Origin of the sequence: Micromonospora sp. A3M-1-15 (assembly GCF_024213425.1) — a bacterium.
In the GTDB taxonomy this organism is placed as follows: Bacteria; Actinomycetota; Actinomycetes; order Mycobacteriales; family Micromonosporaceae; genus Micromonospora; species Micromonospora chersina.
This window is the reverse complement of the sequence record NZ_JANAVK010000001.1, coordinates 58087-82236: the sequence shown is the minus strand read 5'-3', so window position 1 is coordinate 82236 and position 24150 is coordinate 58087. Positions and strand designations below refer to the sequence as shown.

The 24150-nt window shown below is 74.6% G+C and carries 20 protein-coding genes; all 20 read left to right on the top strand.

Annotation, left to right across the window (positions count from 1 at the left end):
* The first annotated feature begins 1 nt into the window (after position 1).
* The 20 genes from pyrR to NLX85_RS00300 all read left to right on the top strand — a co-directional run bounded on the left by pyrR (position 2) and on the right by NLX85_RS00300 (position 23943).
* Positions 2-583 carry a bifunctional pyr operon transcriptional regulator/uracil phosphoribosyltransferase PyrR gene (pyrR, locus tag NLX85_RS00395; RefSeq protein WP_148426723.1) on the top strand — a complete coding sequence of 194 codons (582 nt, stop codon included), beginning with the start codon at positions 2-4 and terminating at the stop codon, positions 581-583.
* Positions 580-1506: an aspartate carbamoyltransferase catalytic subunit gene (locus NLX85_RS00390; protein ID WP_254331032.1), complete on the top strand. Its 927-nt coding sequence runs from the start codon at positions 580-582 to the stop codon at positions 1504-1506. The genes pyrR and NLX85_RS00390 overlap by 4 nt, the downstream gene beginning before the upstream one ends.
* Entirely contained in the window at positions 1503-2834 is a 1332-nt protein-coding gene (locus NLX85_RS00385) for a dihydroorotase (RefSeq protein ID WP_254331031.1), read from the top strand. Before NLX85_RS00390 ends, NLX85_RS00385 begins: the two co-directional genes overlap by 4 nt.
* Positions 2831-3976 (top strand): glutamine-hydrolyzing carbamoyl-phosphate synthase small subunit, encoded by a 1146-nt coding sequence (carA, locus tag NLX85_RS00380; RefSeq protein ID WP_254331030.1) that lies wholly within the window; start codon positions 2831-2833, stop codon positions 3974-3976. The genes NLX85_RS00385 and carA overlap by 4 nt, the downstream gene beginning before the upstream one ends.
* On the top strand, positions 3969-7316 hold the full coding sequence (gene carB, locus NLX85_RS00375; protein WP_254331029.1) for a carbamoyl-phosphate synthase large subunit: 3348 nt from the start codon (positions 3969-3971) through the stop codon (positions 7314-7316). Before carA ends, carB begins: the two co-directional genes overlap by 8 nt.
* Before the next feature lie 97 nt (positions 7317-7413).
* Positions 7414-8430 carry a quinone-dependent dihydroorotate dehydrogenase gene (locus NLX85_RS00370; RefSeq protein WP_254331028.1) on the top strand — a complete coding sequence of 339 codons (1017 nt, stop codon included), beginning with the start codon at positions 7414-7416 and terminating at the stop codon, positions 8428-8430.
* Positions 8431-8460: 30 nt separating this feature from the next.
* Complete coding sequence (locus NLX85_RS00365) at positions 8461-9735, top strand: adenosylmethionine--8-amino-7-oxononanoate transaminase (protein ID WP_254331027.1); 1275 nt, start codon at positions 8461-8463, stop codon at positions 9733-9735.
* A 146-nt stretch (positions 9736-9881) separates the two neighbouring features.
* Positions 9882-10718: an orotidine-5'-phosphate decarboxylase gene (gene pyrF / locus NLX85_RS00360; RefSeq protein ID WP_254331026.1), complete on the top strand. Its 837-nt coding sequence runs from the start codon at positions 9882-9884 to the stop codon at positions 10716-10718.
* 179 nt (positions 10719-10897) lie between these two features.
* On the top strand, positions 10898-11215 hold the full coding sequence (gene mihF, locus NLX85_RS00355; protein WP_013285515.1) for an integration host factor, actinobacterial type: 318 nt from the start codon (positions 10898-10900) through the stop codon (positions 11213-11215).
* A 25-nt stretch (positions 11216-11240) separates the two neighbouring features.
* The gene (locus NLX85_RS00350; RefSeq protein WP_254331025.1) at positions 11241-11774 is read left to right on the top strand and encodes a guanylate kinase; all 534 of its coding nucleotides are present in this window, start codon (positions 11241-11243) and stop codon (positions 11772-11774) included.
* A 46-nt stretch (positions 11775-11820) separates the two neighbouring features.
* Complete coding sequence (rpoZ, locus tag NLX85_RS00345; RefSeq protein ID WP_007075826.1) at positions 11821-12084, top strand: DNA-directed RNA polymerase subunit omega; 264 nt, start codon at positions 11821-11823, stop codon at positions 12082-12084.
* A gap of 15 nt (positions 12085-12099) precedes the next feature.
* Positions 12100-13308 (top strand): bifunctional phosphopantothenoylcysteine decarboxylase/phosphopantothenate--cysteine ligase CoaBC, encoded by a 1209-nt coding sequence (coaBC, locus tag NLX85_RS00340; RefSeq protein WP_254331024.1) that lies wholly within the window; start codon positions 12100-12102, stop codon positions 13306-13308.
* A 98-nt stretch (positions 13309-13406) separates the two neighbouring features.
* Positions 13407-14597, top strand: coding sequence for a methionine adenosyltransferase (gene metK, locus NLX85_RS00335; RefSeq protein WP_229791991.1), 1191 nt, complete (start codon positions 13407-13409; stop codon positions 14595-14597).
* Positions 14598-14656: 59 nt separating this feature from the next.
* Entirely contained in the window at positions 14657-16789 is a 2133-nt protein-coding gene (locus NLX85_RS00330; RefSeq protein WP_254331023.1) for a primosomal protein N', read from the top strand.
* A gap of 226 nt (positions 16790-17015) precedes the next feature.
* On the top strand, positions 17016-17999 hold the full coding sequence (locus NLX85_RS00325; protein ID WP_254331022.1) for an AAA family ATPase: 984 nt from the start codon (positions 17016-17018) through the stop codon (positions 17997-17999).
* A 114-nt stretch (positions 18000-18113) separates the two neighbouring features.
* A complete protein-coding gene (locus tag NLX85_RS00320) occupies positions 18114-19358 on the top strand; it encodes a cytochrome P450 (RefSeq protein WP_256566181.1) in 1245 nt (414 codons plus the stop codon).
* Positions 19359-19400: 42 nt separating this feature from the next.
* Positions 19401-19961 carry a peptide deformylase gene (gene def, locus NLX85_RS00315; protein WP_254331020.1) on the top strand — a complete coding sequence of 187 codons (561 nt, stop codon included), beginning with the start codon at positions 19401-19403 and terminating at the stop codon, positions 19959-19961.
* A gap of 5 nt (positions 19962-19966) precedes the next feature.
* Complete coding sequence (gene fmt / locus NLX85_RS00310) at positions 19967-20893, top strand: methionyl-tRNA formyltransferase (RefSeq protein ID WP_148426965.1); 927 nt, start codon at positions 19967-19969, stop codon at positions 20891-20893.
* A complete protein-coding gene (locus NLX85_RS00305; RefSeq protein ID WP_254331019.1) occupies positions 20890-22449 on the top strand; it encodes an RsmB/NOP family class I SAM-dependent RNA methyltransferase in 1560 nt (519 codons plus the stop codon). The genes fmt and NLX85_RS00305 overlap by 4 nt, the downstream gene beginning before the upstream one ends.
* 93 nt (positions 22450-22542) lie before the next feature.
* Entirely contained in the window at positions 22543-23943 is a 1401-nt protein-coding gene (locus tag NLX85_RS00300) for a helix-turn-helix transcriptional regulator (RefSeq protein ID WP_254331018.1), read from the top strand.
* Positions 23944-24150 lie beyond the last annotated feature (207 nt).

Genomic DNA, 24150 nt, shown 5'->3' with positions numbered 1-24150 from the left:
CGTGGCCTACCCACCGGCTGCCCACCCGTCGCCGCCGCGACAACCCTCGGTGAAGGTGATCCTCGCCGCCGCCGACGTGTCGCGGGTGGTCGACCGCATCGCCCACCAGATCCTGGAGAAGACCCAGGGCGCCGCCGACACCGTGCTGCTCGGCATCCCCACCCGCGGTGTCCCGCTCGCGCGGCGCCTCGCCGCCCGGATCAGCACCTTCGAGGACGTCACCGTCCCGGTCGGCGTGCTCGACATCACGCTCTACCGCGACGACCTGCGCCGCAACGCCACCCGCGCGGTCGGCCCCACCGACCTGCCCCCGGGCGGGATCGACGGCCGGCGGGTGATCCTCGTCGACGACGTGCTCTTCTCCGGCCGCACCGTGCGGGCCGCCCTCGACGCGCTGTCCGACGTCGGCCGCCCGGCCTCGGTGCAGCTCGCCGTCCTGGTCGACCGGGGACACCGCCAGCTGCCGATCCGCGCCGACTACGTCGGCAAGAACATTCCCACGGCGCTCGCCGAGAACGTCAAGGTCACCCTGGCCGAGACCGACGGCGCGGACGAGGTCCGGCTGCACGGAGGCACCTCATGATCCGCCACCTGCTCTCCGGGGCCGACCTGGACGCGGCCACCGCCGTCCAGATCCTGGACACCGCGGCCGAGATGGCCACCGTGGCCGGGCGTGAGGTCAAGAAGCTCCCCGCGCTGCGCGGCCGCACCGTGGTCAACCTCTTCTACGAGGACTCCACCCGCACCCGGATCTCGTTCGAGGCGGCCGCCAAGCGGCTCAGCGCCGACGTGATCAACTTCTCCGCCAAGGGCTCCAGCGTGGCCAAGGGCGAGAGCCTGAAGGACACCGCGCTCACCCTCCAGGCCATGGGGGCCGATGCGGTGGTCGTCCGGCACCCCGCCTCCGGCGCCCCGCACCGGCTGGCCAACTGGGTGGACGGCTCGGTGGTCAACGCCGGTGACGGCACCCACGAGCACCCCACCCAGGCGCTGCTCGACGCCTACACGATGCGCTCCCGGCTGGGCCGCCTGGACGGCCTGCACGTGGCGATCGTCGGCGACGTGCTGCACTCCCGGGTGGCCCGCTCCAACGTGCTGCTGCTGTCCACCCTCGGCGCGAAGGTCACCCTGGTCGGCCCGCCGACCCTCATTCCGGTCGACATCTCACCCGCGCTCGCTCCCGGCACCGACGTCTCCTACGACCTCGACACCGTTCTTCCCGGTGTGGACGTGGTGATGATGCTGCGGGTGCAGCGGGAGCGGATGAACGACTCCTACTTCCCCTCGGCCCGCGAGTACGCCCGCCGCTACGGGCTGGACGGCCCGCGGATGCGCCGGCTGCCCGAGCACGCGATCGTCATGCACCCCGGCCCCATGAACCGGGGGATGGAGATCACGCCCGAGGTGGCCGACTCGCCCCGCTCCACCATCGTCGAACAGGTCGCCAACGGGGTCTCCGTGCGGATGGCCGTCCTCTACCTGCTGCTCGGAGGGAACAACCGGTGACCGCGTACCTGATCAGGAACGTGAGTGTGGTCGGCGGCGCGCCGACCGATCTGCTGATCCGCGACGGCGTCGTGGCCGAGGCCGGCGCCGGGCTGACCGCGCCGGACGCCACGGTGTTCGACGCCACCGGCCTGGTGGCCCTGCCCGGCCTCGTCGACCTGCACACCCACCTGCGCGAGCCGGGCCGGGAGGACGCCGAGACCGTCGAGTCCGGTTCCCGGGCGGCGGCGCTCGGCGGCTACACCGCCGTGTGCGCCATGGCGAACACCTCGCCGGTGGCCGACACGGCCGGCGTGGTCGAGCAGGTCTGGCGGCTCGGCCGGGAGGCCGGCCTGGTCGACGTGCAGCCCATCGGCGCGGTCACCGTCGGCCTGGCCGGCGAGCGCCTGGCCGAGCTGGGCGCGATGGCCGACTCGGCGGCCCGGGTGCGGATCTTCTCCGACGACGGGCACTGCGTCGCCGACCCGAAGCTGATGCGCCGGGCCCTGGAGTACGTCAAGGCGTTCGACGGGGTGGTCGCCCAGCACGCCGAGGAGCCCCGGCTCACCGAGGGCGCGCAGATGCACGAGGGCGAGGTCTCCACCCGGCTCGGGCTGACCGGTTGGCCGGCGGTCGCCGAGGAGGCGATCATCGCCCGCGACGTGCTGCTGGCCGAGCACGTCGGCAGCCGGCTGCACATCTGCCACGTCTCGACCGCCGGCAGCGTCGAGGTGCTGCGCCACGCCAAGGCGCGGGGGGTGAAGGTCACCGCCGAGGTGACCCCGCACCATCTGCTGCTGACCGACGAGGTCGTGAGCGGGAGGGGTGAGCTTGCGAGCCCCGCACTCGCGGACAACTGGAGCCCGACCGGCCCCTACGACCCGGTCTACAAGGTCAACCCGCCGCTGCGCACCGCGGCCGACGTCGCCGCGCTGCGGGCGGCCCTGGCCGAGGGCGTGATCGACATCGTGGCCACCGACCACGCGCCGCACGCCGTGGAGGACAAGGAGTGCGAGTGGGCGTACGCCCGGCCGGGCATGCTCGGCCTGGAGACGGCGCTCTCCATCGCGCTGGACGTGCTCGGGCCGCAGTGGGACCTCATCGCCGAGCGGATGTCCCGCGCCCCGGCCCGGATCGCCGGGCTGGACTCCCACGGCCTCGACCCGGCCCCCGGCGTGCCGGCCAACCTGACCCTGGTCGACCCGGCCGCCCGCCGCGTGATCGAGCCGGCGGAACTGGCCAGTCGCAGTCGCAACACCCCGTACGCCCGCATGACGCTGCCGGGTCGCATCGTGGCGACCTTCCTGCGCGGCGAGCCGACGGTCCTGGACGGAAAGGCAGTTCGATGACCAAGCGGAGGCCCGCGATCCTCGTCCTGGAGGACGGGCGCACGTTCCACGGCGAGGCGTACGGCAGCGTCGGGGAGACCTTCGGTGAGGCGGTCTTCAACACCGGCATGACCGGCTACCAGGAGACCCTCACCGACCCCTCCTACCACCGGCAGGTGGTGGTGCAGACCGCGCCGCACATCGGCAACACCGGCGTCAACGGCGAGGACGACGAGTCCGGCCGGATCTGGGTGGCCGGCTACGTGGTGCGCGACCCGGCCCGGATCGGCTCCAACTGGCGGGCCACCGGCGGCCTGGAGGACCGGCTCGCCGCCGAGGGCGTGGTCGGCATCAGCGGTGTCGACACCCGGGCGCTCACCCGGCACCTGCGCGAGCGCGGCGCCATGCGGGTCGGCATCTCCAGCGTCGACGACGACCCGGCGGCGCTGCTCGACCGGGTCCGCCACGCGCCGCAGATGGTCGGCGCGGACCTCTCCGCCGAGGTGACCACCGAGAAGCCGTACGTGGTCGAGGCGGTCGGCGAGCACCGATTCACCGTCGCGGCCCTGGACCTCGGCATCAAGCGCAACGTGCCGCGCCGGCTCGCCGCCCGCGGCGTCACCACCCACGTGCTGCCCGCCGGCTCCTCGATCGAGGACCTGCTGGCCACCGGCGCGGACGCGGTCTTCTTCTCGCCGGGGCCGGGCGACCCGGCCACCGCCGAGGGCCCGGTCGCCCTGGCGCGGGAGGTGCTGGGCCGGCGGATCCCGCTGTTCGGCATCTGCTTCGGCAGCCAGATCCTCGGCCGGGCGCTCGGCTTCGGCACCTACAAGCTCGGCTACGGCCACCGCGGCATCAACCAGCCGGTGCTCGACCGGGCCACCGGCAAGGTCGAGGTGACAAGCCACAACCACGGCTTCGCGGTCGAGGTGCCGGGCGCGGCGCACGGCGCGGTCGTCCCCGACCAGGTGATCGAGACCGAGTTCGGCGGCGTGCAGGTCTCCCATGTCTGCCTCAATGACAACGTGGTCGAGGGGCTGCGGGCCAAGGACGTGCCCGCCTTCACCGTCCAGTACCACCCGGAGGCGGCGGCCGGCCCGCACGACGCGGACTACCTCTTCGACCGTTTCGCCGAACTCATCGAGGGGCGCAAGGATGCCTAAGCGGACCGACCTCAAGCACGTCCTGGTGATCGGCTCCGGTCCGATCGTCATCGGCCAGGCCTGCGAGTTCGACTACTCCGGCACGCAGGCCTGCCGGGTGCTGCGCAGCGAGGGGATCCGGGTCAGCCTGGTCAACTCCAACCCGGCGACGATCATGACCGACCCGGAGTTCGCCGACGCCACGTACGTCGAGCCGATCACCCCCGAGTTCGTCGAGCTGGTCATCGCCAAGGAGCGCCCCGACGCGCTGCTGCCCACGCTGGGCGGGCAGACCGCGCTGAACACCGCGGTCGCCCTGCACGAGGCCGGCGTCCTGGAGAAGTACGGCGTCGAGCTGATCGGCGCCAACATCGACGCCATCAACCGGGGCGAGGACCGGCAGCTGTTCAAGGACATCGTGGCCAAGGCCGCCGTACGCCTGGGCCTGGCCGACCCGTCGTCGCTGGTGCCCCGCTCCCGGGTCTGCCACTCGATGGACGAGGTCCGCGACACCGCCGGCGAGCTGGGCCTGCCCGTGGTGATCCGGCCGTCGTTCACCATGGGCGGCCTCGGGTCCGGCATGGCGCACACCGACGAGGACCTGGAGCGGATCGCCGGCGCCGGCCTGGCCGCCAGCCCCGTGCACGAGGTGCTCATCGAGGAGAGCGTGCTCGGCTGGAAGGAGTACGAGCTCGAACTCATGCGCGACCGCCACGACAACGTGGTGGTGGTGTGCTCGATCGAGAACGTCGACCCGATGGGCGTGCACACCGGCGACAGCGTCACCGTGGCGCCGGCCATGACGCTGACCGACCGGGAGTACCAGCGCCTGCGCGACCTGGGCATCGCGGTCCTCCGCGAGGTCGGCGTCGACACCGGCGGCTGCAACATCCAGTTCGCGGTGAACCCGGCCGACGGCCGGATCGTCGTGATCGAGATGAACCCGCGGGTGTCCCGCTCCTCGGCCCTCGCGTCGAAGGCCACCGGCTTCCCGATCGCCAAGATCGCCGCGAAGCTGGCCATCGGCTACACCCTCGACGAGATCCCCAACGACATCACCTTGAAGACCCCGGCGGCGTTCGAGCCGACCCTGGACTACGTGGTGGTGAAGATCCCCCGGTTCGCGTTCGAGAAGTTCCCCGGCGCGGACCCGGAGCTGACCACCACCATGAAGTCGGTGGGCGAGGCCATGAGCCTCGGGCGCAACTTCACCGAGGCGCTGAACAAGGCCATGCGCTCGATGGAAACCAAATCATCGGGTTTCTGGACCACGCCGGACCCGGAGGGGGCCACCAAGGAGAACACCCTCGCCGCGCTGCGGATGCCGCACGACGGCCGGATCTACACGGTGGAGCGGGCGCTGCGGCTGGGCGCCTCCATCGCCGAGGTGGCCGAGGCGTCCGGCGGGATGGACCCCTGGTTCCTGGACCAGATCGCCGCGCTGGTGGAGCTGCGGGCCGAGATCGTCGACGCCCCGGTGCTCGACGGCGACCTGCTGCGCCGGGCCAAGCGGTCCGGCCTGTCCGACCGGCAGCTCGCCGCGCTCCGCCCCGAGCTGGCCGCCGAGGACGGCGTCCGCACGCTGCGGCACCGGCTCGGGGTCCGGCCCGTCTACAAGACGGTGGACACCTGCGCGGCCGAGTTCGAGGCGACCACCCCGTACCACTACTCGACCTACGACCAGGAGACCGAGGTCGGGCCCTCGGACCGGCCCAAGGTGCTCATCCTGGGTTCCGGGCCGAACCGGATCGGGCAGGGCATCGAGTTCGACTACTCCTGCGTGCACGCCGTCATGGCGCTCCGGGAGGTCGGCTACGAGACGGTCATGGTCAACTGCAACCCGGAGACCGTCTCCACCGACTACGACACGGCCGACCGGCTCTACTTCGAGCCGCTCACCTTCGAGGACGTGCTGGAGGTCTGGCACGCCGAGGACACCTCCGGCAAGGCGGCCGGCGGCCCCGGCGTGGTCGGGGTGATCGTGCAGCTCGGCGGGCAGACGCCGCTCGGCCTGGCCCAGCGGCTCAAGAACGCCGGCGTGCCGATCGTCGGCACCTCCCCGGAGTCGATCCACCTCGCCGAGGAGCGCGGCGCGTTCGGCACGGTGCTGGCCCGGGCCGGGCTGCGCGCCCCGGCGCACGGCATGGCCACCTCCTACGACGAGGCCAAGGCGATCGCCGACGAGATCGGCTACCCGGTGCTGGTCCGCCCGTCGTACGTGCTCGGCGGCCGGGGCATGGAGATCGTCTACGACGACGCCACCCTGCGCGACTACATCGGCCGGGCCACCGACATCTCGCCGGACCACCCGGTGCTGGTGGACCGCTTCCTCGACGACGCCATCGAGATCGACGTGGACGCCCTCGTCGACGCCGACGGCGCGGTCTACCTGGGCGGCGTCATGGAGCACATCGAGGAGGCCGGCATCCACTCCGGCGACTCGTCCTGCGCCCTGCCGCCGATCACCCTGGCCGGCTCGCACCTGGCCCAGGTGCGCCGCTACACCGAGGAAATCGCCCGCGGCGTCGGGGTCAAGGGCCTGCTCAACGTCCAGTACGCGCTCCAGGGCGACATGCTGTACGTGCTGGAGGCCAACCCGCGCGCCTCCCGGACGGTGCCGTTCGTCTCGAAGGCCACCGCCGTGCCGCTGGCCAAGGCGGCGGCCCGGATCGCGCTCGGCGCCACCGTCGCCGAGCTGCGCGCCGAGGGGATGCTGCCGCCCACCGGGGACGGCGGGACCATGCCCGTCGACGCCCCGATCGCGGTCAAGGAGGCGGTGCTGCCGTTCAAGCGGTTCCGCACCCCGTCCGGTAAGGGCATCGACGTGCTGCTCGGCCCGGAGATGAAGTCCACCGGCGAGGTGATGGGCATCGACACCAACTTCGGGCACGCCTTCGCCAAGTCGCAGTCCGCCGCGTACGGGTCGCTGCCGACCGCCGGCAAGATCTTCGTCTCGGTGGCCAACCGGGACAAGCGCGGCATGATCTTCCCGATCAAGCGCCTGGCCGACCTGGGCTTCGAGATCGTCGCCACCACCGGCACGGCCGAGGTGCTGCGCCGGCACGGCATCGCCTGCGAGCAGATCCGCAAGCACTACGAGTCGGGCGAGGGCGAGGACGCCGTCTCGCTGATCCTCGGCGGCGACGTGGCCCTGGTGGTGAACACCCCGCAGGGCTCCGGCGCCAGCGCCCGCTCCGACGGCTACGAGATCCGCAGCGCCGCCGTGACGGCCGACATCCCGTGCATCACCACGGTGCCCGGCGCCGCGGCCGCGGTAATGGGCATCGAGGCGAGGATCCGCGGCGACATGCGCGTCCGCCCCCTCCAGGAACTCCACGCCGCCCTCCGGGCTGGCGAGTGACACCCCCGCTGCCGTCGATCATGAAGTTGTTGCCCGGCGCGCCGGCGTGTCGTGGCGACAACTTCATGATCGACGCGGCCGGGCGGGGGAGGCCGGCGTGATCTTCGAGAAGGTTGTGCGGCCTCGGTTGTTCGGGATCGGGGGTGGGGACGCCGAGGCGGCGCACGAGTGGACGTTGGAGCGGCTGGCCTCCGTGTCCCGGCGGGCGGCCGTGCTCAGGGCGCTGCGGGCGCGGTACTTCCAGGCGGCGCCGCGGACGGTGTTCGGGGTGGACTTCCCGAACCCGGTGGGGCTGGCGGCCGGGATGGACAAGAACGGGGTGGCGCTGCCGGCGTGGCCGGCGCTGGGCTTCGGCTTCGTCGAGGTCGGCACCGTCACCGCGCACGCCCAGCCGGGCAACCCCCGGCCCCGGCTGTTCCGGCTGCGCGACAGCGAGGCCGTGGTCAACCGGATGGGCTTCAACAACGCCGGCGCGGAGGCCCTCGCGGCCCGGCTTGCGGCGCTGCCGCGCCCGATCGGCGTGCCGCTGGGCATCTCGCTCGGCAAGTCCAAGGTGACCCCGCTGGACGGGGCCGTCGAGGACTACCTGGCCTCCTACCGCGCGCTGAAGGGGCACGGGGACTACTTCGCGGTCAACGTGTCCTCACCGAACACCCCGGGGCTGCGGTCCCTTCAGGACCGGTCCCACCTGGACGCGCTGCTCTCGGCCCTGGTGGGGGAGAAGCCCGTGCTCGTGAAGATCGCCCCCGACCTCAGCGAGCCGGCGATCGCCGAGCTGCTGGAGGTCTGCCTCGACCGCGGCGCGGCGGGGGTGATCGCCACCAACACCACGCTGGCCCGCGACGGGCTCGCCCCGGCCGACCGGGCACGGGGTGCGGAGACCGGGGGCCTCTCCGGCCGCCCGCTGGCCGCCCGCGCCCGGGAGGTGGTCGCCTTCGTGCACCGGGAGACCGGCGGCCGGCTGCCGGTCGTCGGCGTCGGCGGCATCCTCGACCCGGACGACGCCGCCCGGATGTTCGACGCCGGCGCGAGCCTGATCCAGCTCTACACCGGCTTCATCTACCGCGGCCCGGCCCTGGTCCGGTCGGCGGCCCGGGCGGCCGCCCGACGCTGACCGGCCGCCCGGACACCACGAAGGAGAACCGTGACGCCCGAGGAGATCCTCGCCGCCGACCGGCGGCATGTCTGGCACCCGTACGCGGCCCTGCCGGCGGCCGGCGCGCCGTACGTCGTGGAGAGCGCCCAGGGGGTGCGGCTGCGGCTGGCCGACGGGCGGGAACTGGTCGACGGGATGTCGTCCTGGTGGGCGGCGATCCACGGCTACCGGCACCCGGTGCTGGACGCCGCCGTCACCGACCAGCTCGGCCGGATGAGCCACGTGATGTTCGGCGGCCTCACCCACGAGCCCGCCGTACGCCTGGCCCGGACCCTGGTGGAGCTGGCCCCGGACGGCCTGGAGCACGTCTTCCTGGCCGACTCCGGGTCGGTAAGCGTCGAGGTCGCCGTGAAGATGTGCCTGCAGTACCAGCGGGCCCTGGGGCGGCCGGAACGCCGCCGGCTGGGCACCTGGCGGGGCGGCTACCACGGCGACACGTTCCACCCCATGAGCGTCTGCGACCCCGAGGGCGGCATGCACCACCTCTGGGGCGACGTGCTGCCCCGGCAGGTGTTCGCGCCGGTGCCGCCGGCCGGCTTCGACACCCCGCCCGACCCGGCGTACGAGGCGGCGCTTGTGGACGCGGTGGAGCGGCACGCGGGCGAGCTGGCGGCGGTGATCGTGGAGCCGGTCGTGCAGGGCGCCGGCGGGATGCGGTTCCACCACCCGCACTACCTGCGGGTACTGCGCGAGGTGACCCGGGCGCACGGCATCCTGCTGGTCTTCGACGAGATCGCCACCGGCTTCGGCCGGACCGGCACCATGTTCGCCGCCGAGCACGCCGGGGTCGCCCCGGACGTGCTCTGCGTCGGCAAGGCGCTCACCGGCGGCTACCTCACCCTGGCCGCGGCGCTCTGCACGCCGGAGGTGGCGCGGGGCATCTCCACCGACGGGGTGCTGGCGCACGGCCCGACCTTCATGGGCAACCCGCTCGCCTGCGCGGTCGCCAACGCCTCCCTGGGCCTGCTGCGGGGCGCGGACTGGGCGGGGCGGGTGGCGAGGATCTCCGAGGGGCTGCGGGCCGGTCTGGAGCCGCTCCGTGGCACCCCCGGAGTGGCCGACGTGCGGGTGTTGGGCGCGATCGGCGTGGTGCAGCTCGACCACGAGGTGGACATCCCGCGGGCGACCGCCGCCGCCGTCGGGCAGGGCGTCTGGCTGCGGCCGTTCCGGGACCTGGTCTACACCATGCCCCCGTACGTCACCGACGAGGCGGACGTGGCCCGGATCGCGGCCGGGATCGAGGCGGCGGTCAAGGCGGGCTGAGCCGGCGGGAGGCCACCGGCGACCGGCGCCCGGTGGCGGCAGGACGGTCCGGCCACCGCACGGCGGCCGGGACAGGAGCACGAGCGGCGGCGCACCCGTCGCCGGACAGCGCGGCGCGAGACCGCGCGAGGGAGAGGGAGAGTCGCATGGAGACCTTCGGCGCCCGCCTGCACCGGGCCGTGGCCGAGCGGGGACCGCTCTGCGTGGGGATCGACCCGCACCCCGGGCTGCTCGCCCGCTGGGGACTGCCCGACGACGTCGAGGGCCTCGACCGGTTCTGCCGGATCGTGGTGGAGGCCATCGGCGACCGCGTGGCCGTGGTCAAGCCCCAGTCGGCGTTCTTCGAGCGCTTCGGGTCCCGTGGTGTCGGAATTCTTGAGTCAACTATCCGACAGTTGCGAAATTCGGGCTCGCTCGTTCTGCTGGACGTCAAGCGCGGCGACATCGGCTCGACGGTCAGCGCGTACGCCTCGGCGTACCTCGATCCATCCAGCCCGCTGTATGTCGACGCGGTCACCGCGAGTCCCTACCTCGGAGTAGGTTCGCTCGCGCCGATGTTCGAGCTGGCCGCCGCGCACGGCGGCGGGGTGTTCGTCCTGGCCCTCACCTCGAACCCCGAGGGAGCCGCCGTGCAGCGGGCCGTCGGGGCCGACGGGCGCACCGTCGCGCAGACCGTCATCGACGAGATTTCCCAGCTCAACCGGGGTGCCGATCCCCTCGGCAGCTTCGGACTCGTGGTCGGCGCGACGATCGGCGACACGGGTCACGACCTCGCCGCGGTGAACGGTCCGCTGCTCGCCCCCGGGCTCGGCGCGCAGGGCGCGACGGCCGCGGACCTGCGTACCGTGTTCGGCTCCAGCCTGCCCTCGGTGCTGCCGTCCTACTCCCGCGAGGTGCTGGGCGCGGGGCCCGACCAGGAGGCTCTGCGGGCCGCCACCGACCGGGTGCTGGCCGAGTGCCGGGCCGCCCTGGCCACCTCGTGACTGACTGACGGCTCGGTCACTTTCCGTTGATCTTCGCGCGTCCACGTTGCCGAAAACTCCGTTGACCGCTAGTTTTCCCCGCGCTGGGAACCACGGACCCCTTTGGTTGCCAGCGACACCACGTTTCACAGATGCGGCGGTGCGCCCCGCCCGTCGTACTAGGGACCTGAGGAGAACTGGTGCCGCTCCCGTCACTGACCCCCGAACAGCGCGCTGCCGCGCTGGAGAAGGCCGCGGAGATCCGCAAGGCCCGTGCTGAGCTGAAGGAGCAGCTCAAGCAGGGCAAGACCACCCTCGCCACCGTCCTCGAGCGGGCCGAGTCCGACGACGTCGTGGGCAAGCTGAAGGTTTCGGCCGTGCTCCAGGCGATGCCGGGCATCGGCAAGATCCGAGCCACCCAGATCATGGAGAAGCTCAAGATCGCTGACAGCCGTCGGCTGCGTGGCCTGGGCGAGCAGCAGCGCAAGGCGCTGCTTGGAGAGTTCGCCGCCAACTGAACGGCCCACCGTGTAGAAACAAGCGGTGAGCATGGATGACGAGGCGCGCCCGGCGGCTCGGCTCACTGTCCTGGCCGGACCTTCTGGGGCCGGCGGGGGGAGTGTCGTCGAGCTGGTCCGGGCGCGCCTCCCGTCCGTGTGGGTGCCGGTGGCCGCGACCACCCGGCCGGCCTGCCCCGGCGAGGTGGACGGCGTCGACCGGCTCTTCCTCGACGCGACCGGCTTCGACCGCATGGTCGCGGCCGACGAGCTGCTGGAGTGGAGCCGGATCGGGCCGTACCGGCGCGGGGTGCCGCGCGCGGGCGTGCGGTCCCGGCTCGCGCAGGGGCAGCCGGTCCTGCTCCCGCTGGACCTGCCCGGCGCGCTCGCCGTCCGGGCCGTGGCCCCGGACGCCCGGCTGGTGCTGCTCACCCCGCCGGCGTACCGGCCGGACCCGGCCGTCGCGGCCGCCTTCGCACACGCCGTGCTGCACGACCGGACCGAGCGCGCGGCCGAGGAGCTGGTAGGCTTGCTCGGTTCTTCCTTCCTGGCTCCGGCCCGACCGCGCCCGAGCGGTTGAGAGGCCACCGCCTCCGGGCGGTGCACAAAGACGCAGAGGTTATTTCGTGGGATCCATCGCCAACCCCGAGGGCATCACCAACCCGCCGATCGACGAGCTCCTCGAGAAGACCACCTCGAAGTACGCGCTGGTCATCTTCGCCGCCAAGCGCGCGCGCCAGGTCAACGCCTACTACAGCCAGCTCGGTGAGGGCCTGCTGGAGTACGTCGGCCCGCTGGTGGAGACCACCCCCCAGGAGAAGCCGCTCTCCATCGCCATGCGCGAGATCAACGCGGGTCTGCTCACCGCCGAGCCGACCGACCAGCCGTAAGCCCCGCCCGCGCCGATGGCCGCCGAGATCGTCCTCGGGGTCGGCGGCGGCATCGCCGCCTACAAGGCGTGTGAGCTGCTCCGGCTCTTCACCGAGTCGGGCCACCGGGTCCGGGTCGTGCCGACCGCGTCGGCGCTCCGGTTCGTCGGGGCGCCGACCTGGGCCGCGCTCTCCGGCCAGCCGGTCGCCGACGACGTCTGGTCCGACGTGCACGAGGTGCCGCACGTCCGCCTCGGGCAGCACGCCGACCTCGTCGTGGTGGCGCCCGCCACCGCCGACCTGCTCGCCAAGGCCGCCCACGGCCTCGCCGACGACCTGCTCACCAACACGCTGCTGACCGCGCGCTGCCCGGTGGTGCTGGCGCCGGCCATGCACACCGAGATGTGGGAGCACCCGGCCACCGTCGCCAACGTGGCCACCCTGCGGTCCCGCGGCGTCGTGGTGATCGAGCCCGCGGTCGGCCGGCTCACCGGCAAGGACACCGGCAAGGGTCGGCTCCCCGACCCGGCCGAGATCTTCGCGGTCGCCCGCCGGGCCCTCGCCCGCGGCGGCGCCGCCCCCGCCGACCTGGCCGGCCGGCACGTGGTGGTCACCGCCGGCGGCACCCGGGAGCCGCTCGACCCGGTCCGCTTCCTCGGCAACCGCTCCTCCGGCAAGCAGGGCTACGCCTTCGCCCGCGCCGCCGTGGCCCGGGGCGCCCGGGTCACCCTGGTCTCGGCCAACGTCGCGCTCGCCGACCCGGCCGGCGCCGACCTGGTCCGGGTGGGCAGCACGGAGGAGTTGCGCAAGGCGACCCTGGAGGCGGCCGCCGACGCGGACGCCGTCGTGATGGCCGCCGCGCCCGCCGATTTCCGTCCGGCGACGTACGCGCCGGGTAAGATCAAGAAGTCGGACGACGGCAGCGCGCCCACCATCGAGCTGGTGACCAACCCGGACATCGCGGCCGAGCTGGGCCGGCGCCGGCGGCCGGAGCAGGTGCTGGTGGTCTTCGCCGCGGAGACCGGCGACGCGGAGGCCAACGGCCGCGCCAAGCTGGCCCGCAAGCGCGCCGACCTCATCGTCATCAACGAGGTCGGGGTGGACAAGGTCTTCGGAGCCGAGACCAACGCCGCCACGGTGATCGGGGCGGACGGGTCGGTGCACCGGATGCCCGAGCAGCCCAAGGAGGACCTGGCCGACGCCGTCTGGGACCTCGTGGCCGCCCGGTTGCGGGAGCGGTCCTGACGGTTGGTCACTCTCCGGTTCCCCGGGTCACCCTGGAAGCACGGTGACTAAACTGCCGCCGAGCGACCTTTAAAAGTCTTCACATGCTTAGGAGTGCCGTGACACGTCTCTTCACGTCCGAATCGGTCACGGAAGGCCACCCGGACAAGATCGCCGACCAGATCAGTGACGGCATTCTCGACGCACTGCTCTCCAAGGACCCGCACAGCCGCGTCGCGGTCGAGACGCTGATCACCACGGGCCAGGTGCACGTCGCCGGCGAGGTGACCACGAAGGCGTACGCCGACATCCCGACCATCGTGCGGGACACCATCCTGTCGATCGGCTACGACTCGTCGAAGAAGGGCTTCGACGGCGCCTCCTGCGGCGTGAGCGTCTCCATCGGCGCCCAGTCGCCGGACATCGCGCAGGGCGTGGACAACGCGTTCGAGCTGCGTACCGGCTCGTCGGAGAGCGCGCTGGACGCGCAGGGCGCCGGCGACCAGGGCATGATGTTCGGCTTCGCCTGCTCCGAGACGCCCGAGCTCATGCCGCTGCCGATCGCGCTCGCCCACCGGCTCGCCCGCCGGCTCGCCCAGGTGCGCAAGGACGGCACGATCCCCTACCTGCGGCCCGACGGCAAGACCCAGGTGACCATCGAGTACGACGGGCTGCGCCCGGTCCGGCTCGACACCGTCGTGGTCTCCAGCCAGCACGCGGCCGACATCTCGCTGGAGTCGCTGCTCACCCCGGACGTCCGCGACCACGTCATCACCCCCGAGCTGGAGGGCCTCGGCCTGGACACCGAGGGCTACCGGCTGCTGGTCAACCCGACGGGGCGCTTCGAGATCGGCGGTCCCATGGGCGACGCCGGCCTCACCGGCCGGAAGATCATCGTCGACACGTACGGCGGCTACGCCCGCCACGGTGGCGGCGCGTTCTCCGGCAAGGACCCGTCCAAGGTGGACCGCTCCGCCGCGTACGCCATGCGCTGGGTGGCCAAGAACGTCGTCGCCGCCGGCCTGGCCGAGCGCTGCGAGGCGCAGGTCGCGTACGCGATCGGCAAGGCCCACCCGGTGAGCCTCTTCATCGAGACCTTCGGCACCGAGACCGTGCCGGTCGCCTCGATCGAGAAGGCCGTGGCCGAGGTCTTCGACCTGCGCCCGGCCGCGATCATCCGGGACCTCAACCTGCTCCGCCCGATCTACCAGCAGACCGCCGCCTACGGCCACTTCGGCCGGGAGCTGCCGGACCTGACCTGGGAGAGCACCGACCGGGCCGCCGACCTCAAGTCGGCCGCGGGAGCCTGACCGGCACCAGGCGCGGCGACCGGCGACCCGCCGAGGGGTCGCCGGTCGCTCGCGTCTGCGTGGACGTGCCCCTGCCGCACCTCGACCGCCCCTTCGACTACCTCGTTCCGGACACCCTCGACGCCGACGCCCGCCCGGGGGTGCGGGTGAAGGTCCGCTTCGCCGGGCAGCTCGTCGACGGCTGGCTGCTGGAGCGCGTCGCGGAGTCCGCGCACCCCAAGCTGGCGTACCTGGAGAAGGTGGTCTCCCCGGTGCCGGTGCTGGCGCCGGAGGTGGCCGAGCTGGCCCGCGCGGTCGCCGACCGCTACGCCGGCAGCCTCGCCGACGTGCTCCGGCTCGCCGTCCCGCCCCGGCACGCCCGCGTCGAGAAGGACGTCACGGCGACCGACGCGGCCGGCGCCGAGGCCACCTCGCCGGCCGCCGCCGATCCGACCGTCCCCGCGTCCGCCGATGCCACCAGCCCCGCCACCGCGGCCTCCGCCGGTGCCGCCGGGCCGGCCCTTCCCGCCACTCCGGCCTCCGCCGATGCCGCCACCCCGGCCTCCGCCGATGCCGCCACTCCGGCCTCCGCCGATGCCGCCGACCCCGCCGCCCCGGCGGACGCTTCCGCGGACGCCGGCCCGGACGCTGTCGCCCAGGTCGACCCGCGTGGGTGGCGGGACTACCCGGCCGGACCGGCGTTCCTGCGGGCCCTCACCGCCGGCCGGGCCGCCCGGGCCGTCTGGTCGGCGCTGCCCGGCGAGGACTGGGCCGACCGGTACGCCGACGCCGTGGCCGCCACCGTGGCCGGCGGCCGGGGCGCCCTGGTCGTGGTGGCCGACGCCCGCGACCTGGACCGGCTGGACGCCGCCCTGACCGCCGTCCTCGGGACCGGGCGGCACGCCTGCCTCTCCGCGGCGGCCGGACCGGCCCGCCGCTACCGCGCCTTCCTGGCCGCCCGCCGCGGCGACGTGCCCGTGGTGATCGGCACCCGGGCGGCCATGTTCGCCCCGGTCGAGCGGCTCGGCCTGGTCGCCGTCTGGGACGACGGGGACGACCTGCACGCCGAGCCCCGGGCGCCCTACCCGCACGCCCGCGACGTGCTGCTCACCCGGGCCCAGCTCGCCGGGGTCGCGGCCCTGGTCGGCGGGTACGCCCGCACCGCCGAGGCCCAACTGCTCGTGGAGACCGGCTGGGCCCGCGAGGTGGTCGCCGACCGCGCGACCGTACGGGCCCGGATGCCGGCGATCGCGCCCACCGGGGACGACCCGCACCTGGCCCGGGACCCCGGTGCCGCCTCCGCCCGGCTGCCCAGCCTGGCCTGGACCACCGCCCGGGACGCGCTCCGCGCCGACCTGCCGGTGCTCGTGCAGGTGCCCCGCCGCGGCTACCTGCCCTCGGTGGCCTGCGCCGACTGCCGGGCCCCGGCCCGCTGCCCGCACTGCGCCGGGCCGCTGGGCCTGCCGTCGGCCGAGGGGGTGCCCGCCTGCCGCTGGTGCGGCCGGGTCGCCGCCGCGTACGCCTGCCCGGAGTGCGGCGGGCGGCGGCTGCGCGCCTCGGTCACCGGGGCCCGGCGGACCGCCGAGGAGCTGGGCCGGGCCTTCCCGGGGGTGCCGGTGCGCACCTCGGGACGGGAGGAGGTGCTCGCCACGGTGCCGGCGGGCGCCGGCCTGGTGATCGCCACCCCCGGCGCGGAACCGGTCGCCGAGGGCGGCTACGGGGCGGTGCTGCTGCTCGACTCGTGGGCGCTGCTCACCCGGGCCGACCTGCGGGCCGGTGAGGAGGCGCTGCGCCGCTGGCTGGCCGCCGCGGCGCTGGCCCGACCCGGCCCGGCCGGCGGCCGGGTGGTGGTGGTCGCCGACGGCGCCCTCGCGCCGGTGCAGGCGCTGCTGCGCTGGGACTCCGCCTGGTTCGCCACCCGGGAACTGGCCGAGCGCCGCGAGCTGGGCTTCCCGCCGGCGGTGCGGATGGCCAGCGTCACCGGCGTGGCCGACGCGGTGGCCGACCTGCTGGCCGGCGCCCGGCTGCCCGACGGCGCCGAGGTGCTCGGCCCGGTGCCGGCCGACGAGGGGCGGGAACGGATGCTGGTCCGGGTGCCCCGGGCCCGGGCCGCCGCCCTGGCCGGGGCGCTGCACACGGCCGCCGGGCAGCGCAGCGCCCGCAAGGCGGCCGACCCGGTGCGGCTCCAGATCGACCCGCTCAGCCTGTTCTGAGCCCGCCCGCCACCCGTGACGTGGCGCACCCGAGCCGTCGCGTACGGTCGTGACCTGGGGTTTGTCGGACACCTCGTCCGGCAAATGGGTGGAAGACGCGTGATAGCATCGCCCGTCATGCCCAGGCGCACGACGGCTCCCGGGCGCGGCGCGGTGCAGCGGGAGTGCGTCGAGCCGACGCGGATTCGATGATGTCAATCAGCCGGTGATCAGGGGTGGACCAGTCGTGACCGTTCGTCAGTCGATCGTCTTCAACGGTGACCTCGGCAGCGGCAAGAGCACCGTTTCCGTCGAGATCGCCAAGCGGCTGGGGCTGCGCCGGGTCAGCGTCGGCGACCTCTACCGCCAGATGGCCCAGGAGCGGCAGATGACCGCCCTCCAGCTCAACCTGCACGCCGAGCTGGACCAGGCCGTCGACGGCTACGTCGACCAGCTCCAGCGGGACATCGCCGCCTCCGGTGAGAGCCTCGTGATGGACTCCCGGCTGGCCTGGCACTTCTTCACCGACGCGCTCAAGGTGCACATGATCACCGAGCCGACCGAGGCGGCCCGGCGGGTGCTGGCCCGCCCGTCCGGCCCGGCCGAGAGCTACACCTCGATGGAGGAGGCGAAGGCCAAGCTCCGCGAGCGCAGCGAGAGCGAGCGCGGCCGGTTCATCGTGCGCTACGGCGTCGACAAGGCCCGGCTGCGCAACTACGACCTGGTCTGCGACACCACCCGGGCCACCCCGGAGCAGGTGATCCAGCACGTCATCGACGTCTACGAGGGCCGGCTCGGCGCGGACGTGCTGCGCGACGGCCAGCCGCTGCTGCTGCTCGACCCGGCCCGGGTCTACCCGACCGAGGACATCACCACCCTGCGCGGGCTGTGGGACTCGGAGTTCGTGGGTGAGGTGGCCGGATCCGGCGACGAGGCCCTGGAGCCGGTGAACATCGGCTACACCGGCGAGTACTTCTTCGTGGTCGACGGCCACCGCCGGCTCAGCGCCGCCCTCCAGAGCGGCTTCCCGCTGGTCCCCGCCCGGCTGGTCGCCGAGGTGGACGAGCCGGTGGTCGGCGGGATGAGCGCGGTCGACTTCTTCGCCGCCCAGGCCCGACCCGGCCTGATCCACGACTGGGAGGCCGCGCACGGCCTCGAGCTGCCGCTGCCCGAGCACGCCCTGCTCGGCGGGGGCGCCGTGCTGGCGGGGGAGCCGGGCGCCGGCGCCTGAGCGGGCCGCCGGGCGGGGCACGGGATCGCCCGATCGGGCGGACCGGAGCATGATGAAGGTCTCCGATGCCTGGGGAGGCCGACCGTGGACGCTGCCGACGATCTCGCGCTGCTGATGTCACCATCGGGACGGGTCGACCCGTACCCGACGTACGAGCGGTTGCGCGCGCACGGCCCGGTGGTCCAGGCCGGTCCGGTCTTCTACCTGGTGACCGGCTACGCCGAGGCCGACGCGATGCTCCGCGACGCCCGGTTCGGGGTGATGGACGACGACCTGCGCGACCAGTTCCTGCCCGGCTGGCGGGAGAGCCCGGCCGTCCTGTCGATCTCCCGGTCGATGCTGCGCACCAACCCGCCCGACCACAGCCGGATGCGGCGACTGGCGGCCGGCGCCTTCACCCCGCGCCGGATCGCCGCCATGCACGACGTGGTCGAGGCGCAGGCCGACCTGCTGATCGACGGGATGATGGCCCGCGGCCGGGACGGCGCGCCGGTGGACTTCATGGCGGAGTTCGCGTACCCCCTGCCGGTGGCGGTGATCTGCGCGCTGCTCGGCGTGCCGGCGGCCGACCGGCCGCTGTTCCGGCGCTGGGCCACCGACCTGACCGGCGTGCTGGAGCCCGAGATCACCCCCGAGGAGCTGGCGGTGGCGGACCGGGGCGCGGGCGAGCTGCGCGACTACTTCATGGACCTGGTCGCGGCCCGCCGCCGGGCCCCTGCCGACGACCTGACCAGCGCGCTGGTGCAGGCCCACGACGCCGACGGCGATCGCCTCTCCGGCGACGAGCTGCTGGCGAACCTGATCGTGCTGCTGGTGGCCGGCTTCGAGACCACGACCAACCTGCTCGGCAACGGCCTGGTGGTGCTGCTCGACCACCCCCGCGAGACGGCGACGCTGCGCGAGCACCCCGAGTTCGCGCCCGCCTACGTCGACGAGCTGCTGCGGTACGACTCACCGGTGCAGCTCACCTCCCGCATGAGCACCGCCCCGTCCCGGCACGGCGACGTCGACCTGCCCGCGGGGAGCTGGATGATCGTGATGCTCGGCGCGGCGAACCGGGATCCCCGCCGTTACCCCGAGCCGGAGCGCTTCGACCCCTGGCGCCCGCAGATCCACCCGCTGTCCTTCGGCGCCGGCCCGCACTACTGCCTGGGCGCCGGCCTGGCCCGGCTGGAGGCGCAGGTGGCGTTCCCGCTGCTGCTGCGCCGGCTGCCCGGCCTCGCCCTGGCCGGGCCGGGCGAGCGACGGGTCCGGCTCACCCTGCGCGGGTACGCCACCCTGCCGGTCACCGTCGGTGACGAAGCGTCGCCGGTCACCGATCGCGGTACGCCGGCCGGGGCGACCGGATCGACTCCGTAGACTGGTACGGCACCACTCGTCCCAGACAAGGAGCCACTCCGCGTGACCGTCCAGCCCATCCGTCTGTTCGGCGATCCGGTGCTGCGCACGCCGGCCGACCCGGTCGTCGACTTCGACGCCGAGCTGCGCAAGCTCATCGCCGACCTGACCGACACGATGCGCGAGCAGAACGGCGCCGGCCTGGCCGCGCCGCAGCTCGGGGTGGGCCTTCGGGTGTTCACCTTCGAGGTGGACGACATCCTCGGCCACCTGGTGAACCCGGTGCTGGAGTTCCCCGACGAGGAGGAACAGGACGGCCCCGAGGGCTGCCTGTCCATCCCGGGGCTCTACTTCGACACCAAGCGCCGGCAGAACGTCATCGCCAAGGGCTTCAACGGCTACGGCGACCCGCTGCAGATCGTCGGCACCGGCCTCATGGCCCGCTGCGTGCAGCACGAGACCGACCACCTCGACGGGGTGCTCTTCGTCGACCGGCTCGACCCGGCCGGCCGCAAGGAGGCCATGAAGGCGATCCGGCAGGCCGAGTGGTACGACGCCGCCGCCCCGCCGACCGTCAAGCTCAGCCCGCACGCCACCGGCAACCCCTTCGGCCTGGGGCGGTGACCCGGATGCGCCTGGTCTTCGCCGGCACGCCGGCCGTCGCCGTGCCCGCGCTCGACGCCATCGCCGCCTCCGGCCACGAGCTGCTCGCCGTGGTCACCCGCCCCGACGCTCCCGCCGGCCGCGGCCGGGGCCTGGTCCGCTCCCCGGTCGGCGCCTGGGCCGACGCGCACGGCGTCGAGGTGCTCACCCCGGCGCGGCCGCGCGAGCCCGAGTTCCTCGACCGGCTTCGCGAGCTGGCCCCCGACTGCGTGCCGGTGGTCGCCTACGGCGCGCTGGTGCCGCCGGCGGCGCTGGAGATCCCCCGGCTCGGCTGGATCAACCTGCACTTCTCGCTGCTGCCCGCCTGGCGCGGCGCCGCGCCCGTGCAGCACGCCGTGCTGCACGGCGACGAGCTGACCGGTGCCAGCGTCTTCCAGCTGGAGGAGGGCCTGGACACCGGCCCGGTCTACGGCACGGTCACCGACGAGGTCCGGCCCGCCGACACCTCCGGGGACCTGCTGGAGCGGCTCGCCCACTCCGGCGCCGGGCTGCTCGTGGCCGTGCTCGACGCGCTGGAGGCCGGCACCGCCCGGGCCGAGCCGCAGCCGGCCGACGGGGTCTCCCTCGCGCCGAAGCTCACCGTCGAGGACGCCCGGGTCCGCTGGGCCGACCCGGCTTTCGCCGTGGACCGCCGGATCCGCGCCTGCACCCCGGCCCCCGGCCCGTGGACCACCTTCCGCGGCGACCGGGTCAAGCTCGGCCCGGTCACCCCGGTGGCCAACGGCCCGGAGCTGAAGCCCGGCGAGCTGCTGGTCGAGAAGGCCCGCGTGCTGGCCGGCACGGGCACCGTGCCGGTGCAGCTCGGCGAGGTGCGCGCGGCCGGCAAGAAGGCCATGTCGGCCGGCGACTGGGCGCGCGGCGCCCGGGTCGCCGCCGGCGAGGTGCTCGCGTGACCGGGCCGTCCGAGCCCGGGCGGTTCTCCGACGGTCCGCGTGGCGGCCGCTCCGGCGACGCCGGGCGCGGTGGCGAGCGGGACCGGGACCGGGGCCGCCCGGAGCGCGGTGAGCGCCCGGGGCGCCGGGGCGACGGGCCGCCGCGCGAGGGGCGTTTCGGCGCCGACCGGCGCGGCGGCGTCCGGCGTCCGGTCCGTCCGGCCGTGGACCTGCCCCGGCACGTCGCGTACCAGGCGATCGCGGCGGTGCACCGGGACGACGCGTACGCCAACCTGGTGCTGCCCGCGATGCTCCGCGACGAGGGGCTGACCGGCCGGGACGCCGCCTTCGCCACCGAGCTGACCTACGGCACGCTGCGCCACACCGGCACGCTGGACGCGATCATCACCGACGCGGCCGGCCGGGACGTGCAGCGGATCGACCCGCCGGTGCGGGACGCGCTGCGGCTCGGGACCTACCAGCTCCTGCACACCCGGGTGCCGGCGCACGCGGCCGTGTCGTCCACCGTGGACCTGGTCCGCACGGTCGGTCCCGGGGCCACCGGCTTCGCCAACGCGGTGCTGCGCGAGGTGGCCGGCCGCGACACGGACGGCTGGGTGGCGAAGCTCGCCCCGTCCGAGGAGACCGACCCGATCGGCCACCTGGCGCTGGCGTACAGCCATCCGCAGTGGATCGTGCGAGCCTTCGCCGAGGCGCTCGGCGGCGACCTGCGCGAGACCGCCCGCCTGCTCATCGAGGACAACGAGCGCCCGCCGGTGCACCTGTGCGCCCGGCCCGGCCTGGCCGACCCCGTGGCGCTGGCCGACGAGGTCGGCGGGGCGCCCGGCGCCTTCTCGCCGTACGCGGTCTACCTCGCGGGCGGCGCCCCGGGCGACCTGGCGGCGGTGGCCGAGGGGCGCGCGCACGTCCAGGACGAGGGCTCCCAGCTGGTGGCGAACGCCCTAGCGGTGGCGCCGCTGGACGGGCCGGACGGCCGCTGGCTCGACCTGTGCGCCGGCCCCGGCGGCAAGGCCGGCCTGCTCGGCGCCCTGGCCGAGGAGCGCGGCGCCCGGCTCACCGCGGTCGAGGTCGCCGAGCACCGGGCCCGGCTCGTCGCCCAGGCCACGCGGGGCCTGCCGGTCACCGTGCTGCACACCGACGGGCGCACGGTCGGGGCCGACCCGAAGCTGCCGGAGGGGCACTTCGACCGGGTGCTGGTCGACGCCCCGTGCACCGGGCTCGGCTCGCTGCGCCGCCGGCCGGAGTCCCGCTGGCGCCGCCAGCCGTCGGACCTGCCGCCGCTGACCCGGTTGCAGCGGGAACTGCTCACCGCGGCGCTGCGCGCGGTCCGGCCGGGCGGCCTGGTCGCGTACGTGACCTGCTCGCCGCACACGGTGGAGACGCACGTGACGGTGACCGAGGCGTCCCGGCGGTGCGGCTTCCCGGTCGACTTCGTCGACGCCCGGCCGCTGCTGCCCGCCGGCATGCCGGGCCTGGGGGACGGCCCCACGGTCCAGTTGTGGCCGCAGCGGCACGGCACCGACGCGATGTTCCTGGCCGTGCTGCGTCGGGGCTGAACGCGGACCCGATTGACGGGTTCGGATGGTTGGGGTATGCCTGCACCACCCGGCCCGGCGCGCGCCCGCGTGCCGGGCGGGTGGGAGGGGCGCATGGATGCCGAGGATCCGCCGCCGGGCCGGCCGTGGGCCGGGTTCGGCCGTGAGCTGCGCGTGTGGCGCCGGCGGGCCGGGCTGACCCAGGGGCAGCTCGGCCTGCGCGTCGGCTACCACTACAGCGTGATCAGCAAGCTGGAGAGCGGCCTGCGGGAGCCCCCGATGGGGTTGCCGGCCCGGCTCGACACGCTGCTCGGCTCGGGCGGCGCGCTGGTGGCGCTGGCCGAGCCGGGCGACGGCCGCCGGCCGTCCGGCGCGCCGTCCGACCCGACACTGTTCCCGGTGCTGCCCGCCGTGGAGGGCGCCGAGGCGCTGGCCGCGCCCGGGGTGCCGGTCTGGCCGACCCGGCTGCCGTACGCGGGTTTCGCCTGCCCGCAGCACGGCGCCGCCGGGTGCGCGGTGGCCGGGCCGCACGACGTGCTGCCGGCGCTCGCCCGACTGATCCACGGCGGCCCGGCGGCGCTGCCGGACCGGCCCGTGCCGGACCTGGTGCACGGCCTCACCGCGCTGCTGCCCGGCTACACGCGGGCAGCGGTCGAGCAGGTCTCCACCGAGGTGGTCACCTCGATCGAGCGGATCCTGCACCTGCTGGTGGCCTGGGCGGAGACGGTCGACCGGGCCGGCCGCTCGCCGCTGCCGCTGCTCCGCCTCGCCGCCCAGTACGCCCAGCTCGCCGCCCGGCTGCGCATGCAGCGGGGGCAGAGCGTCGTGGGCATGGCCTGGGTGGCGCACGGGCTGCGGTGGGCGGGGGCGGGTGACGACGCGGTGGCGCGGGCGACCCTGTTCAGCGACTTCTGCACGCTGACCCGGCTGGACCGGGATCCGGCCTCGTCGCTGGCGTACGCGCGGGCGCTCGGCGCGGTCGACCGGCAGCGCGGCTGGATGTCCACCCTCTCCCACCTCTACCAGGCCCGGGCGCACGGCCTGGGCGGGGACGCCGCCGAATGCCGCCGCCAGGTGCTGCTGGCCCGCCGGCGGCTGGACCGGCTGGACGACCGGGACGCGGCGGAGGCGCCCTGGCTCACCGGGGACGCCGGTGTGGTGCGCGCGGAGTCCTCGATCGGCGGGGCGCTGCGCGACCTCGCCGCGCACACCGGGGACCGGGCCGAGGCCCGCCGCGCCGTGCACGCGACCGCGCGCTCGCTGGCCCACCTGCCGGCCCGGATGCGTCCGTCGTACCTGCTGCTCACGGTGCGGCTGGCGGACGCGCACGCCTGCGCCGGCGAACCCGACGCGGCCGTCGCGGTGCTCGCCCCGGTGGCCGAGGAGGCGGCCGGGAGCGGCCGGACCACCATCCGGCACGAGCTGCGCGGCCTGCGGGCCCGGCTGGCGCGCGGCTGGTCCGACCTGCCCGAGGTCCGGGAGCTGGCCGAGCGGACGCGCGTCGCGGGGGAGTGACCCGCCCCGGCGGATGTGCCGGAATGTGACAAGCATTCACGACCCTGGTTCATCCTCGTTGACCAGAAGATCGGCGAATGTGAACGTCTCCTGGCCCGGACGTGAACGTGTCGTGCCGACCGGCGAACCCCTCAGTCAGCCGGGCGCGACAGCACCCGCGGACACGTCCGGGCGCCTCCAACCCCCATCGCGCGCCGAACCGCGCGC